Annotated in this window: 13 protein-coding genes; 8 read left to right on the top strand and 5 right to left on the bottom strand. The window is 40.7% G+C overall.

Annotation, left to right across the window (positions count from 1 at the left end):
- Positions 1–21 precede the first annotated feature (21 nt).
- The gene (locus tag FTT78_RS11235) at positions 22–2,721 is read left to right on the top strand and encodes a M66 family metalloprotease (RefSeq protein ID WP_180044305.1); all 2,700 of its coding nucleotides are present in this window, start codon (positions 22–24) and stop codon (positions 2,719–2,721) included.
- 196 nt (positions 2,722–2,917) lie between these two features.
- On the opposite strand, the gene rpsT is transcribed toward FTT78_RS11235, so the two are convergent.
- Entirely contained in the window at positions 2,918–3,187 is a 270-nt protein-coding gene (gene rpsT, locus FTT78_RS11240; protein WP_004976669.1) for a 30S ribosomal protein S20, read from the bottom strand.
- A gap of 215 nt (positions 3,188–3,402) precedes the next feature.
- Between rpsT and FTT78_RS11245 the strand changes: the two genes are divergently transcribed.
- From FTT78_RS11245 to FTT78_RS11275, 7 genes are all read left to right on the top strand, one after another.
- Entirely contained in the window at positions 3,403–4,068 is a 666-nt protein-coding gene (locus tag FTT78_RS11245) for an NAD(P)H-binding protein (RefSeq protein WP_180044304.1), read from the top strand.
- 12 nt (positions 4,069–4,080) lie between these two features.
- Positions 4,081–4,593, top strand: coding sequence for a ribonuclease E activity regulator RraA (gene rraA / locus FTT78_RS11250; RefSeq protein ID WP_004976667.1), 513 nt, complete (start codon positions 4,081–4,083; stop codon positions 4,591–4,593).
- 53 nt (positions 4,594–4,646) lie between these two features.
- On the top strand, positions 4,647–5,426 hold the full coding sequence (locus FTT78_RS11255) for a glutathione S-transferase N-terminal domain-containing protein (RefSeq protein WP_004976665.1): 780 nt from the start codon (positions 4,647–4,649) through the stop codon (positions 5,424–5,426).
- A gap of 226 nt (positions 5,427–5,652) precedes the next feature.
- Entirely contained in the window at positions 5,653–6,012 is a 360-nt protein-coding gene (locus FTT78_RS11260; RefSeq protein WP_004976663.1) for a hypothetical protein, read from the top strand.
- A gap of 149 nt (positions 6,013–6,161) precedes the next feature.
- Positions 6,162–9,623: a transcription-repair coupling factor gene (gene mfd / locus FTT78_RS11265; RefSeq protein ID WP_154320768.1), complete on the top strand. Its 3,462-nt coding sequence runs from the start codon at positions 6,162–6,164 to the stop codon at positions 9,621–9,623.
- Positions 9,624–9,831: 208 nt separating this feature from the next.
- Positions 9,832–10,266 carry an HIT domain-containing protein gene (locus FTT78_RS11270; protein ID WP_004976660.1) on the top strand — a complete coding sequence of 145 codons (435 nt, stop codon included), beginning with the start codon at positions 9,832–9,834 and terminating at the stop codon, positions 10,264–10,266.
- 66 nt (positions 10,267–10,332) lie between these two features.
- Positions 10,333–11,814, top strand: coding sequence for an adenylate/guanylate cyclase domain-containing protein (locus FTT78_RS11275; RefSeq protein WP_004976658.1), 1,482 nt, complete (start codon positions 10,333–10,335; stop codon positions 11,812–11,814).
- A 121-nt stretch (positions 11,815–11,935) separates the two neighbouring features.
- On the opposite strand, the gene fdx is transcribed toward FTT78_RS11275, so the two are convergent.
- The 4 genes from fdx to iscA form a co-directional block, all read right to left on the bottom strand.
- On the bottom strand, positions 11,936–12,274 hold the full coding sequence (gene fdx, locus FTT78_RS11280; RefSeq protein WP_004976656.1) for an ISC system 2Fe-2S type ferredoxin: 339 nt from the start codon (positions 12,272–12,274) through the stop codon (positions 11,936–11,938).
- A 15-nt stretch (positions 12,275–12,289) separates the two neighbouring features.
- Positions 12,290–14,149 (bottom strand): Fe-S protein assembly chaperone HscA, encoded by a 1,860-nt coding sequence (gene hscA, locus FTT78_RS11285; protein ID WP_180044302.1) that lies wholly within the window; start codon positions 14,147–14,149, stop codon positions 12,290–12,292.
- Between the two features lie 45 nt (positions 14,150–14,194).
- The gene (hscB, locus tag FTT78_RS11290; RefSeq protein WP_004976652.1) at positions 14,195–14,710 is read right to left on the bottom strand and encodes a Fe-S protein assembly co-chaperone HscB; all 516 of its coding nucleotides are present in this window, start codon (positions 14,708–14,710) and stop codon (positions 14,195–14,197) included.
- Between the two features lie 99 nt (positions 14,711–14,809).
- Complete coding sequence (iscA, locus tag FTT78_RS11295; RefSeq protein WP_100241673.1) at positions 14,810–15,130, bottom strand: iron-sulfur cluster assembly protein IscA; 321 nt, start codon at positions 15,128–15,130, stop codon at positions 14,810–14,812.
- Positions 15,131–15,140: the final 10 nt, after the last annotated feature.

Raw genomic sequence — 15,140 nt, forward strand, 5'->3', positions numbered from 1 at the left:
GACATTGGGGTGGAATAAATAATGAAAAGTGTGACTCGGTTTTCGCTTAGTCTATTAAGCGTATGTATATTATCATCCATGCTTGCCGCATGTGGTGGTGGTGGCGATGGGGATGCCGCTGGGAATTCAAATCAAGAAAATCCAACACCATTGGAAATTCCTCAGCAACCACCTGTGGGTAATGTGGCTAATCCTTACCCTGAACCTACACAAGATGTCATCAATCAATCGGCACTTGGGTTTTATGATTACAACGCCAATTCTGAATCACGTGAAGTGCGTAATGATTTAGAAGGTGATTTTCAGGCAATGATTCAATTTGCTCAAGGGCATGTGGTTGATCCGAATGGTAACGAGGCGAAAAAAATGCCACGTTTGACCGCAGAAAAAGAAGCATTATTATTGGTTACACCAAATCAGGGCATGGACAATATCGACACTTTGCAGCTTGAAGTGTATCAAAATGAACGCTTGTTACGTCGTGTTGCTTTACTTGATCCAACCCAGATTCCTGCTTCAGACCAGAGCAATCAAGATGGTCGTGCTGAGGTGTTGTATAGTAAGCGTGCGTGGTCGGCTAAATTAAATTGGGATGAAGTACGTCCCAGTTTAAAGCTGCGTTTGGTCGATTCTAAAAACCGTACTGGTGCACTCGAAGCAGAAAAAATTGATTTTGCCGCACCGGGTGAATTGGTACTCAATAATATTCGTATCGGTCTACTAACTGCACCACCGAAATCGGGCGGGCATTATATGTTATTAGAGCCTGAAAAAGCGGGTACCGATTATTTCCAAACCATTCCTGCGGCACAAATGACCGTGGCAAAATATGATGACATTCAGCTAGATCGAGTGATGGTCGCCAACGGCACGATTTACGATACCCAAAGTGCGGGTGAAGGTGGTGTCTATTCGGGGGACATGCGGGAAAATACTGCAAAATCGACCTTTAGTGTGGGAATTAACTTAGCCAACTGGGGTGTGACCAGTGCCTCTATGCAAAGTCAGCAACAGCCACAACTTACACAAACTGTAATTGCCCATCATGCACGAGGTAAATATACAAATGGTGATCAAACGCATGGTTTAAGTGGCGGTAATGGTATGTTGACCCTGTATGATTCTGTGGGCAACGAGTTCAGCCATGAAATTGGACATCATTATGGTCTAGGGCATTATCCGGGTTCACAAGGTGAAAATATGTTCTGGGCTGCACACCATGCAGACAGCGGTTGGGGCTATATTGCGTATCGTAATAAAATGCGCGGTAACTTAGCGTGGCATACTCGAAACTTGGGTGATGGCAAAAATGGTGTGCCTAACTTCCTGAAACAATATGCTTATAGTTGGGATGCGATGTCAGGTGGTGCAACCAACAGTAGCATTTCGCGTTATACCCATTACACGGGTTACAGTACCCATATTCGGATTCAACCCCACTTTGGGGCGCGACATGTTTGGGATGAAAGCTCACCAAGTGGTTATAAAATTTGGAATAAAGACACACGCCAAATGGAAGTGGTTTATCCAAAAGTACCAAGCTCCAATCAGGTTTGGTACAACAGTGCCGATGGTTACTATTTAAAACCGCGCTTATTTGGTGTGCCTGTAATTACTATTATTGGCGGATATGATCCTGAAACTCAGCAAGGTGTGTTGTATCCTGCTGCACGCAGTAACTGGGGTAATGTTTATAATTTACCTGGGGTAAATCGTGCTGCTGAAAATGCCGCATGTTGGTTAGATGTTCAATATGCCAATCGTAATCAGAACGTGGCATTGGCACCTAACCGTATGACCAGCAATGCCAATAAACTGCATGTCAATTTAGCACTTGCTGAGCAGCCAAAACAGGTGAATTTATACTGTAAAAAAGCCAATCATGCCGAGAAGTTATTATCGACACTGAATATTCCGCAATATAGCGATAGTATTCAACCTGCGGTAAAAATTGGTCGTACACATGGCTATGAAGCTTTAAGAAAAGTTGAAATGCCTGATTTTCAGAAGCAGTTGGAAGCGCAAGCCAGTCAAGCTGTGGTGGCTTTAAAACCTGCTGCACAACTATTGTATGATTCTTATGCAGATTATCGTCAAGAGCTAAGTGCAACTGCACAGCAACAATTACAGCGTTATGAACAACAGCAAAATGCCATCTACCGATTAAACCGTTGGATGAATGTTTATCGTGCTGACTTAGAAAAAGCAAAACCAGAAGCCACAAGGGCTTTGAGCAGTTTTGTCACGCAACTTGGTTTAGATAATGAAGATGTAGTGGCTGAAACCACACTCATGAAAAATCGAAATAACTGTTTGAAAGTTGAAACATTGGCAAGTGGTCAGAAAAATGCCTATATCAGTGGTGCAAGTGCTTGTACGGGTGATGAAACTGAACAATGGATATATGATGGTTTAGGGCGTATTCATAGCAAAGCTGAGATGGATCAATGTTTGACCAATAACGGCAATGTGGTGTCATTGGCAAGTTGTAGTACCTCTAAAGACAGCCAAGTATGGGAAATGCACACTGCTTCGGGGACGATTCGTCAGGGCAGCCAATGTTTTGACTTAGAACATGGCTATTTAAAAGAAAATCGTGCACGTTTAATTCGCTACGGTTGTACGGGCGGAGCTAACCAGCAATGGACACAATTAAAAGCCAACAACAGCTTGCAACTGGCGTATTTAAGTCCACAAAATTTAAGGCTAATGCTGAAGTAAATTGTTGCTAGACGTTAAATAATCATCTTGCATTCCAAACACCTTTTGACTTGTTCAGGAGGTGTTTTTTATTTTGAGGTTATGATTGCTTAGCGGTATGTACAAAGCTTTTATTGTCCGAGCGGGTGTTAAAGATTAGATATGCCAAATAACAGACACAAAAAAAGCCCTAACGGGCTTCTTTTGCTGATAACACTTAGTTAGAAGCTAAAGCTTTAACTTGAGCGTTTAAACGGCTCTTATGACGAGCTGCTTTGTTCTTATGGATGATGCCTTTATCAGCCATACGGTCAATTACTGGAACAGCTTTTTTGTAAGCTTCAGTAGCAACCGCGTAATCACCAGCAGCAATAGCAGCGATTGTGCGTTTTAAATAAGTACGAACCATAGAACGTAAGCTTGCGTTGTGTTTACGTGCTTTAACGTTTTGACGAGCACGTTTTCTAGCTTGAGCAGAGTTTGCCACTCGTGCACTCCTTGAAATAGATTGGTCTGGGCGGGCTGCAATTACTTCCGAAAACCAACATCAGAAGAATTATCACCAGCCCGTAAACAAGTGCCATATTTTGATGAAACTAGACAGTTAAGTCAAGTCTTGACATGCTTTGACAACATTTTAGATGCAGAAAAATCAGAAAGAAACAGGTAGATTAAGGCTAAGCCTCAGAGATTGTTTAAAAAATGACAAATTTTATTCAAAATGCAATTGTAATTGGTGCAAATGGTTTGGTTGGGCAGCACTTGGTTAAACACCTAAATCTGCTGCCTGAATGTGAAAAAATTACCGTTGTTTTGCGTAGACCTTGCTCGGAATTAAATCGCTTAGAAAAAGTCCAGACGTTACTCCTCGAAGACTTTTTATTGCTCAATGATGAAGATGTGAGCGGTTATAGTCATGCATTCAGTTGTTTAGGCACAACCTTAAAAAAGGCAGGCTCAAAGCAGGGATTTTATGCTGTGGACTATACCATCAATGCACATTTTGCCGAATTATTGCAGGCGAAGGGTACGCATTACATATTGGTCAGTGCTTTGGGAGCAGAAGCCAAATCAGCCGTATTTTATAATCGTGTCAAAGGTGAGCTAGAACAATATATTGAAAGTTTGGATTTAGACAAAGTATCAATTTTGCGTCCATCTTTATTATTGGGTGAGCGCAACGAACAACGGCGTTTAGAAGATTTAGGACAAAAGCTGTATCTTAAAATATCACGATTTATTCCCGATCATTTTACATATAAGCCAGTAAGTGCTACGCAAGTGGCTCATACTATGGTCGAGGCAGCGCAATCGCAAATTCATAAATTTCAAATTTATGATAATTTACAAATACAAAAAACCAAGTAAAAGGGGAACAACGTGTCTACAGTACCATTCGTAACTTGTGACTTATTAGATGACCATCCAGAACATGACCTTCAAGTGGTGATTCCATCTTTGGATGGTAAATTTTTCAAAAGTTACGGTGCACGTAAAACTTTTGGTGGTCAAATTGTGACTGTAAAATGCTTTGAAGATAACTCACGTGTAAAAGAGTTATTGGCAACCGATGGCACAGGCAAAGTTTTGGTGGTAGATGGTGGGGCATCTATGCGCTGTGCCTTAATGGGTGACTTGATTGCTGAATCCGCAGTGAAAAATCACTGGAATGGCGTGATCATTTACGGCTGTGTACGTGATGTCGATGCAATTGCAGCACTTGATTTAGGCGTACATGCTTTGGCTTCAATTCCACAAAAAAGTAACCGCAAAGGCGTGGGTGAAGTGGATGTGAGTTTGCATTTCGGACAAGTCACTTTTAATTCGGGCGATTATGTCTATGCTGATAACAACGGTATTATTGTGGCAAAAGAAAAGTTGGTCGATTTATAAGCGGTTTGATGGCGCAGTCATCAAATTGCTGAGCACATCACAAGGAAAACAAAATGGTGCATCATCAAATTAAAGTCATTCAGGCAGTGGCATCTATGCTCACCGAAGGTGGACGTGGAGTGAATGGGACAGCATTTCCTAAGCAACCCGAAAAAGCCTTAAAGTTATATGAGTTTGAAGGTTCACCATTTTGCCGTCGTGTACGCGAAGTCATGACCTTGTTAAATTTGGATTATGAGGTTTATCCATGCCCCAAAGGAGGCACAAAATATCGACCTTTGGTGAAACAACTGGGTGGTAAAACTCAGTTTCCATTTTTAATTGATGAAAATACAGGTGATCAGCTCTATGAATCACAGCAGATCATTCATCATTTATTCAAACATTATGGCAAAAGTGGAAAAACGCCAAAAAAATACGCGCATTTTCCTAAAATTCCTTATGTTGCACTTGCAGGCACGTTATTGAATGGTGCACGTGGTGTGTGGATTAACCAGAAAATTGTAGAGCGCGCTGCACCTGAACAACTGATTGAACTGTGGGGTTTTGAGGGAAGTCCTTATACACGTGTAGTACGTGGTGTATTGACTGAACTGGAGTTGCCATTCAAATTTCATAATGTAGCCAAAGAGCGTTGGCAAGATCAAGGCTTGGCAAAATTACGTTTAAAACCGGGTAAATATGTGCCACTGGCAGGTGGTAAGCGTGAGCAGGTATTAAAAGTCATGGGTGATAATATTCAAGTCCCATTTTTAATCGATCCAAATACCCAGACTCAGCTTTTTGAATCAGCTAAGATTGTGAAGTATTTACAGCAAACTTATGGCAAATAAGCTTTAAGTCATTTTTTGATTGTTATAAAAGCATCTTCAAGATGCTTTTTTGCATTTGGCAGGATGCAAAATATGCATCATTATAAATAGCCTAAGCAAAGTGGGGTTGAAACACTGACTTATAACATCAGGGGAGCATAAATCACCCTGATCAGTTGCATCTATTTTAGTGAAGCATTTAAACTCTGCAGCATTCACTTTGATTTCGCCAATTTATAGGTTCAAAATGTTCAGCAAACTTACAGGGTTGTTTAAAAATAAAGCCAATCTCGAAGAAATTGCCTATTTAGAAGCACAGAATATTCAATGGGATGCGGAACAAGGCTATATTGTCGATGGTATTTTGCTTAACGATGTTTTGGCAGAGCGTTTAAATTATTTATCCAACCGCCGTATGCAGCAGTTTGATGATTTGGCACAGCTGTATTCTACAGCTATGATTATCAATGAAAAAATTGATCTGGAAATTGCGCAACAGCGTTTTAACACAATGCTTGGTAATACCGAAGAAAACTTACTGGAATTTAAAGCGATTGTTAAAAAATTGAATGATTATTATCGACAGTTTTTACGTGATCAAAAGTAAAGAGGCGTGTGTATCAAACTTTAAAGCTCGCTGTTTTATAAAATTTGCAATTAAATACGCTGTAATGGTGGATGAAAAAAATTACGTAAAACCGTCAATTCATCGTGCTAGTATAAGCCCCATGTTGTTTAGACCCTAAAGCTATATACATGTTCCAACACGAAATTTCCCAACTCAATTTAGCACAACTGAAAGCTGGCGAAAAACGCTGGATTGGTAATCTACAAGGTTCTGCCGCAGCATTATTATTTAAAGAAATTGGTCAGCAGAATCAGCATTTATTTGTGATTGTCGCGCGCAATCAACAACATTTGGCGCAGTTAGAAAGCGAATTAGAATTTTACGGGGTAAAACCGACTATTTTCCCCGATTGGGAAATTTTGCCTTATGACCGCTTGTCACCGCATCAAGATATTGTGTCGGAGCGTTTGGCGATTTTATCCAATATGCCGCAGCAAGGTGTATTGTTGGTTTCGGCAACCACTTTGGCACAACGTGTTGCACCAACCTCATGGGTGTTAGGCGAGCATTTCGATATTCGTGTTGGGCAAAAGTTTGCTTTGGAACAACAAAAGCAGCGTTTGGTACAAGCAGGCTATCATCTGGTCGATACAGTCTATGATCATGGTGAATTCGCTGTGCGTGGCAGTATTATGGATATTTATGCTTCGGGACAGGAAGCACCCATCCGTATTGATTTATTTGATGATGAAGTTGAAACCTTAAAGTTTTTTGATCCAGAAACGCAGCGTACCACCCAAAGTTTGCAGAATTTTACGGTTTTACCCGCCAAAGAATTTCCATTAAAAGAAGGTCGTGCGATTTTCCGTGACCGCTATGCAGAAAGTTTCCCAACGGCAAACCCGAAAAAGAACCCTGTGTATCAGGATGTGTTAGAAGGCATTGCATCGCCTGGTTTAGAGTTTTATTTTCCGTTATTCTTCACTCAAGCACAGCTTGAAGGTCAAAATACATTACTTTCATACTTACCAAAGCATTGCATTGTCATTACAGATAAGGCGGTGGATGACTGTTTAACTCAATTTTGGAAAGATGTGCTGTATCGTTATGAGGACAGACGTCATAACATCGACCAGCCGATTTTGCCGCCTGAGCAATTATTCCTACAACCAAATCAATTATTAGAACAACTGAATCAATTTGGACGTGTGATTGCATCGCCCGAAGCTTTTGAGCAAAAAGCAGGTGTAGTGAACTTAAGCACACTTGTACCACCACGTTTGGCGGTTGATCCTAAACAAGAACAACCCTTTCATGCCGTTAAGCAATATATTGATGCGGCCAATCATCCTGTTTTATTGGTGGCAGAAAGTGCAGGTCGTCGTGAAACCTTAAAAGATGCGTTGCGTGCCGCTTTGGGTGAAATTCCACAAGTGGAGAGTTTTGAGGCATTTCAGCAGTCTTTACAAGCCATTGCGATTACCAATGCACCTTTAGATCGCGGCTTGGTCATTCAAGATCAATTGAGTGTAATCTCAGAAAATCAGTTGTATGAACATCGTGTGGTGCAGCGCCGTCGTAAACGTCAGCAGGAAGTTTCTGAAGAGTTTTTAATTCGCAGTTTGACCGAGTTAAGCATTGGTGCACCTGTGGTACATATTGATTATGGCGTAGGGCGTTATGCAGGTTTAATTACTTTAAATATTGATGAGCAAGAGCATGAGTTTTTACAACTTGATTATGCCGATGCTGCAAAAGTGTATGTACCTGTTACCAATTTGCATTTAATCAGCCGTTATAGCGGTGGTGATCCAGACCTTGCGCCTTTGCATAAATTAGGCACAGATGCATGGAATAAAGCCAAACGCAAAGCGTTGGAACAAATTCACGATGTGGCAGCAGAATTACTGCATATTCAGGCACGTCGTCAATCTAAACCGGGTTTTGCTTTTGAGTTGGATCATAGTCTTTATATGCAATTTGCCAGTGGCTTTGCTTATGAAGAAACCCTAGACCAAGCCAATGCAATTGAAGCGACTTTACATGACATGCAACTGGCAAAACCAATGGATCGTTTGGTCTGTGGTGATGTTGGTTTTGGTAAAACCGAAGTCGCCATGCGGGCTGCATTTGTCGCGGTACAGAATAATAAACAAGTCGCGGTATTGGTTCCGACCACATTGTTGGCACAACAGCATTATGAATCTTTTAAAGACCGTTTTGCCGACTGGCCTGTGCGTATTGAAGTCTTATCGCGTTTTGGTTCAAGCAAATCTCATCAAAAAACCATTGAAGATTTAGCTGAAGGCAAAGTCGATATTGTGATTGGGACGCACAAAATTCTGCAAGAAAATATTCAGTTCAAGCAGTTGGGTTTAATGATTGTCGATGAAGAACATCGTTTTGGGGTGCGTGACAAAGAACGTATTAAAGCGCTGCGCGCCGATGTGGATATGCTGACTTTAACCGCAACGCCAATTCCACGTACCTTAAATATGGCATTTAGCGGTATGCGCGATTTATCCATTATTGCTACACCACCTGCACGCCGTTTAGCGGTCAAAACCTTTGTGCAAGAGCATACAGGCGATACGGTGAAAGAAGCCATTTTACGTGAATTGTTACGTGGTGGTCAGGTGTATTTCCTGCATAATGAAGTGGAAACCATTGAGCGTAGTGCTGAAACCATTCGTGAATTGGTACCAGAAGCGCGGGTTGCAGTTGCGCATGGGCAAATGCGCGAGCGTGAATTAGAGCAAGTCATGCAGCAGTTTTATCATAAAGAATATAACGTGTTGGTTTGCTCAACCATTATTGAAACAGGGATTGATGTTCCAAATGCCAATACCATTTTAATTGAACGTGCAGATAAACTCGGATTGGCGCAGTTGCACCAACTACGTGGTCGTGTTGGACGTTCGCATCACCAAGCTTATGCGTATTTGCTGGTACCTTCCATTAAGGGCTTAAAAGGCGATGCTGAAAAACGCTTGGATGCGATTCAGCGTGCCTCAACTTTGGGTGCAGGTTTTATGCTGGCAACCGAAGACTTGGAAATTCGTGGTGCGGGCGAATTACTGGGTGAGCAACAAAGCGGTTCAATGCAAGCTATTGGTTATAGCCTGTATATGGAAATGCTGGAAAAAGCCACCAAAGCCATTCAAAAAGGTAAAACCCCTAACTTCGATGCACCATTGTCTTTAACTGCAGAAATCAACCTGCACATGCCTGCTTTAATTCCAGATGATTATTTGGGCGATGTGCATCAGCGCTTATTGTTCTACAAACGCATTAGTAATACCGATACTCAAGAAAAGCTTGATCATATCCGTATGGAGTTGATTGACCGTTTTGGTATTCCACCACAAGCGGTGAAACAATTATTTGCTGTACATCAACTGCGTTTAAAAGCAGAGCAGTTGGGCATCACTAAAATTGATATTGGTACAAATGGCGGTCATATCGAATTTTCACCAGATACACCTGTGCAAGCCATGAGCATCATTCAAATGATGCAAAAACATCCGACCTATTTCCGTATGGATGGTGGACAGCGTTTAAAAGTGATGGTGATGTTGGAGGAAGCTGAAAAGCGGATTCAATTTATTGCCGATCTATTAAACAGCCTGCTAAAAACTTTGCACAGCTGAGTTTAAAAATGCAAATTGATCCAAATCTCATATCGGTAAATTTATGAATATTTGCTAAGAAACCTCTGATTCTATAATGAATATTATTCATGATGAATTTGGTTAAAATTGCACTTTATTTACATCGAAACATGATGGGAATCATACTCAGTTCACTAGGGATGTGATAGTATTACCCATCATTACAATTTGCGTCATTTATAAAGATATGTTTAGTTTGCATCCACAACTTGCTCAAGATACTTTTTTTGTAGGCGACTTTCCTCTGTCAACATGTCGTTTAATGAATGATATGCAATTCCCTTGGTTAATTCTAATTCCACGTGTGCCAGGGGTTACAGAACTATACGAATTAAGCCAGGCAGACCAAGAACAATTTTTACGTGAATCTAGCTGGTTATCTAGCCAATTATCACGTGTATTCCGTGCCGATAAAATGAATGTGGCGGCTTTAGGTAATATGGTTCCACAATTGCATTTTCATCACGTCGTGCGTTATCAAAATGATGTGGCTTGGCCTAAACCAGTTTGGGGTACGCCAGCTGTACCATACAGCAATGAAGTTTTGGCTCACATGCGTCAAACCTTGATGCTTGCTCTGCGTGGTCAAGGCGATATGCCATTTGACTGGCGAATGGATTAATTGAAATGAATTGCCACGCAGGATGCGTGGCTTTTTAATCCTAGATTGGAGTAGGCCGCGGTGTTCATGTACAATTGGATGGAAAGAGATCCCAAACAATTCGAATTTCTGCATCGTTTAGTCGGGTATGCAAGTTTATCCCTGATTATGGTGGTCTATCACTACACCTACGCCGATACCAATTATCAAATTTACCTTCCGTTTTTTCTTACTTTTTTATTACTGATAATTCCTAAATTTTCGCGTTGGCTGCAATATAAATATAGTCATCAAGCCAAGCGTAATATCCTGTTTATTATTGATATTGTGGTAGTCGCAGTATGTTTGTCTGCGGTACATCTGAATTTGGTACTTACTTTTGCCGCTTTATTTGCGCTGCTATATACCGCCATTTATATTAAAGTTTCTTTCTTTTTGGTGGCATTGGCATCCTTATTGGCGGTCACAGTTTTTTATTTTTGTAATATTTTTATTTTTGGTTTTAACGAATATTTTGAACAAAGCAGTACCGAACTTACGATTTTAGCCTTTTTATGTATGATCTTTTACTTTGGCATGGGCAGTGCCTATCAGGCACGTCGTATCCGCTATACCACGGCAAAGAAAGACCATTACTACACACAAATGAACCGCTATATGGAATTTGCGAATCAGCTTAGTCGCTATGCACCTTTGCAGTTGTGGCAATCGATTATGAAAGGTGAGTCGGAAGCGAAAATTGAATATAAACGTAAAAAAATGACGATTTTCTTTTCTGATATTCAAGGCTTTACTGAACTTTCTGAAACACTAATTCCAGATGATTTAGCATTCCTGCTCAATGATTATTTAAGCCACATGACCGAAATTGCCAAGCAATATGAAGCGACGGTGGATAAGTTTATGGGTGATGCGATTTTAATTTTCTTTGGTGATCCAAATACGCAAGGTGTTGAACAAGATGCTAAAACTTGTGTAGAGATGGCTATTGCGATGCGTCAGCAAATGAAATTGTTACGCGAACGTTGGGTCAAAATGGGCTATCCGCCTTTACATATTCGTATGGGTATCAGTACAGGATATTGCCACGTTGGGAACTACGGTGCAGCACATCGGATGGCATATACCATTGTTGGGCGTGATGCTAACTTAGCTGCGCGTTTGCAAAGTGCGGCCGAAGTTGATGAAATTTTACTTTCAGATGACACTTATAAACTGATTAAAAATGATTATTTGTGTGCTCCGAAAGCACCGATCTTTTTAAAGGGGATTCAAGGTCCTGTAAAAACTTGGCAAGTGATGGAAAAATATGCGGCCAGCAAGTCGGATTATCAGCGTTGGTTTGACTACGAATATAAAGGTTTTCATTTGTTGCTTAATTTGGATGAAGTGCAGAATTTTGAATATCCTGAGCTAATTACCGTATTAGAAAAAATGATTAAAAGAATTCAAACGCAGCAAAAGCTGACCAACTCACAGGGCATTGTAAAACTTAATCTTGAAGATGAAGTGATTGAACATCCACCTGTTGAAGAAATTGCCAAAACTCATATTCCTGAAAAACACTAAAATTTTTCTTATAATGTAGATCTCGTTTAACTTTTAAATCCTCAAAAATTTTAAATCTAAAGTTGTGCAATAAAAAAACTGCGCCGTAGCGCAGTTTTTTAGAATTAGCATCATTTTATGATTAATGATTTTCTGAAGCATGGTTAATGGTGTATTTTGGAATTTCGACTTCCAAGTCTTCATTGACCACTTTAACCTGACAAGATAAGCGTGAATCAGGCTCTAAACCCCAAGCACGGTCTAACAAGTCAGCTTCAACATCATCCATTTCTTCTAGGCTGTCAAAGCCTTTACGAACAACAACGTGGCAAGTGGTACATGCACAAGACATATCGCAAGCATGTTCAATTTTAATGCCATTTTCAAGTAAGCTTTCGCATAAGTTGGCATTTTGTTCGACTTCAAACTCAGCACCTTCTGGGCAGAATTGCGCATGTGGAAGTACTTTAATACGTGGCATAATCTTTACCTTAAATTAGTTTGAGTTTGACCAGTCGTCGAGTTTAGTGCCTTTAAGTGCTGCATCAATATGTTGATTCATACGAATTGCAGCAAAAGCATCACTGTGTATTTTAAGCTGTTCAACAGCATGTTCAATGGCTTTAATGTCTTGTCCAGTCAATTCGGTTTCCAACTGCGCTTTGGCAGTATTTAAAGCTTCTAATTGTTCTGGGCTTAATAGTTGTGCATCTACTTTTAAGGCTTGTTGTAAAGCTTCAAGTTCACGTTGTGCTTCAACTTTGGTTTCATGCAAATGACGCAATTGCTTGTCTTCTTCTGCATATTTGAAACCATCTAGCAGCAAACGCTCGGTATCTGCTTCAGATAAACCATAAGATGGCTTGATGTCGATATTTGCAGTCACACCAGAAGTGGTTTCTTTAGCAGAAACACTGAGCAAGCCATCAGCATCGACTTGGAACGTAACTTCAATGCGTGCCTGACCCGCAGTCATTGGTGGAATACCGTGTAGCACAAAACGACCTAAGCTACGACAATGTTCTACCAAATCACGCTCACCTTGTACCACATGAATCAACATGGCAGTTTGGCCATCTTGATAAGTGGTAAATTCTTGGCGACGTGCTACAGGAATTGCAGTATTGCGTGAAATTAAGCGTTCCACCAAACCGCCCATGGTTTCTAAACCCAAAGACAGTGGGGTAACGTCTAATAGCAACGAACCATCTTTGCTGTTACCAATTAGTTGATTGGCGGTAATTGATGCACCAATTGCAACCACTTCATCTGGGTTAATTGTGCATAATGGTTCTTGATTAAATACTTCACGAACAGCTTTTTGCACGGCATAAGAACGTGTTGAACCACCAACTAAAACTACATTTTGAATGTCATCTAGGTCAAGTTTGGCATCGCGTAATACACGTTTGCATACACTAATGGTTTTATCTAAAGCAACCTGAATAATACTTTCAAAGTTTGCGCGGTCTAATTGCAGCGTGTGCTCTAACAGTTTTAATTCAACACTTTCTGCATTGCTGAGCGCTTCTTTGGCTTTACGTGCAGACACAATAAAGTGTGCATATTCTGCATCATCTAAACTTTCAATATTCAGCTGTTTTTTTGCCCATTTTACAATCAGACGATCTAAGTCATCACCACCTAAAGCAGTGTGGCCGCCTGTGGCTAAAACTTCAAAAACACCTTGAGAGAAACGTAAAATAGAAACGTCAAACGTACCACCGCCCAAGTCGTAAATCACATAGTTACGGTCTTGAGCCAAGTTGGTGTCTTGATCTAAACCGTAGGCAACCGCTGCTGCAGTCGGTTCATTCAATAAACGCAATACTTTTAAACCTGCAAGCTCGGCAGCGTCACGTGTGGCTTGGCGTTGAGCTTCATCAAAATAAGCAGGAACAGTAATCACTGCACCATTTACAGGGTTTTGTAAGCTGGCTTCTGCGCGGTCTTTGAGTTGTTTAAGTAATTCTGCCGAAATTTCAACAGGTGTTTTACGGCCTTGAGCTGTTTCAAAAGCAGGCATTTGATTGTCTTCACCCACTAACGTGTATGGATGTTGAAATTTAATGTCCGCTTTAGAACGACCCATAAAACGCTTGACTGAAACAATCGTGTTTTTAGGGTCTGTAGTAATAAATGGCGCAGCAGCATTGCCATAATGTGTATTTTGCTCTGCATAATGGACGATAGAAGGCAGTAGCACGCGACCTTGCTCATCATGCAAGACTTTGGCTTTACCAGAAAGAACTGTGGCAACCAATGAATGAGTGGTGCCTAAGTCAATGCCAATCGCAATGCGATGTTCATGCGGTGCACTTGATTGACCTGGTTCTGCAATTTGCAAGAGCGCCATTATGTAAAATCCTTTGCCCGTTAAATATTAAAATACAAACTAAAATTAAAAATCATCGTCTAAATCAAAACTGTCATCATCAAGGAAACGATCTTCAGCTTTGTCTAGGTCAGCCATAACTTTCATGAAAAAGCGTAATTTACGCACAGTGTCACGCGCTTCTGCCCAATCTTCTTCGGCATAGTCAATTTTAAATTCACGGACTAAGCCATCAACCCATTGTTGTACTTCAACCTTTAATGACTGTAAGTCATCGGCACAGTTGGCATCATCCAATTGCTCACGAATTTCCAAGGCATCTTGTAAAAATTCAAAGTCATGGATGGATTGATCGAGATGATAATCTTGCTTTTTCAATGAGAGTAAATATGCAGCACGACTGTCTACCGCAGAGAGTTGCTTAAACGCCTGATTAATTTTACTAGATTTAATCAAGGCTTGATCTTTGTCTTCGGCTTTGTCGGGGTGATATTGCTGCTGTAGCTTTAAAAATTCAGCTTTTAAAGTAGCGAAATCAATATCGAGTGCAACAGGAAGATTAAACAACTCAAAATGATTCATGGGAGATGGAATCCGCGATTAGTGTGCAAAATTGGCTGCATAAATGCAATTAAAACAGTGTATTGTACACTGTTTTAAGCTAAAAAGAGGGAGGTGGCGTTATACCGTGAACGATTCACCGCAGCCACATTCACCTTTTTTATTGGGGTTGTTAAACTCGAAACCTTCGTTTAAACCATTTTTGACATAGTCCATTTCCATGCCATCTAGGTAAACTAGGCTTTTCGGATCAACGAAAACTTTAACACCAAACTGTTCAAACATTTGGTCGTGCGTATCGACTTCATCTACAAATTCGAGTACATAAGCCAAACCAGAACAGCCTGAAGTTTTCACACCAACGCGAATACCTTCACCCTTACCGCGATTCTTTAAGTAATTGCTGATATGAGTTGCAGCATTTTCAGTTAAATTGATCATGAAAACTCCG

Source organism: Acinetobacter sp. YH01011, from assembly GCF_013420785.1.
Taxonomy (GTDB): Bacteria; Pseudomonadota; Gammaproteobacteria; order Pseudomonadales; family Moraxellaceae; genus Acinetobacter; species Acinetobacter towneri.

Coding starts and splice junctions, on each gene's coding strand:
- FTT78_RS11235 (WP_180044305.1), top strand. CDS start 22: ATGAAAAGTGTGACTCGGTTTTCGCTTAGTCTATTAAGCGTATGTATA.
- FTT78_RS11245 (WP_180044304.1), top strand. CDS start 3,403: ATGACAAATTTTATTCAAAATGCAATTGTAATTGGTGCAAATGGTTTG.
- FTT78_RS11255 (WP_004976665.1), top strand. CDS start 4,647: ATGGTGCATCATCAAATTAAAGTCATTCAGGCAGTGGCATCTATGCTC.
- FTT78_RS11260 (WP_004976663.1), top strand. CDS start 5,653: ATGTTCAGCAAACTTACAGGGTTGTTTAAAAATAAAGCCAATCTCGAA.
- mfd (WP_154320768.1), top strand. CDS start 6,162: ATGTTCCAACACGAAATTTCCCAACTCAATTTAGCACAACTGAAAGCT.
- FTT78_RS11270 (WP_004976660.1), top strand. CDS start 9,832: ATGTTTAGTTTGCATCCACAACTTGCTCAAGATACTTTTTTTGTAGGC.
- FTT78_RS11275 (WP_004976658.1), top strand. CDS start 10,333: ATGTACAATTGGATGGAAAGAGATCCCAAACAATTCGAATTTCTGCAT.
- fdx (WP_004976656.1), bottom strand. CDS start 12,274: ATGCCACGTATTAAAGTACTTCCACATGCGCAATTCTGCCCAGAAGGT.
- hscA (WP_180044302.1), bottom strand. CDS start 14,149: ATGGCGCTCTTGCAAATTGCAGAACCAGGTCAATCAAGTGCACCGCAT.
- hscB (WP_004976652.1), bottom strand. CDS start 14,710: ATGAATCATTTTGAGTTGTTTAATCTTCCTGTTGCACTCGATATTGAT.
- iscA (WP_100241673.1), bottom strand. CDS start 15,130: ATGATCAATTTAACTGAAAATGCTGCAACTCATATCAGCAATTACTTA.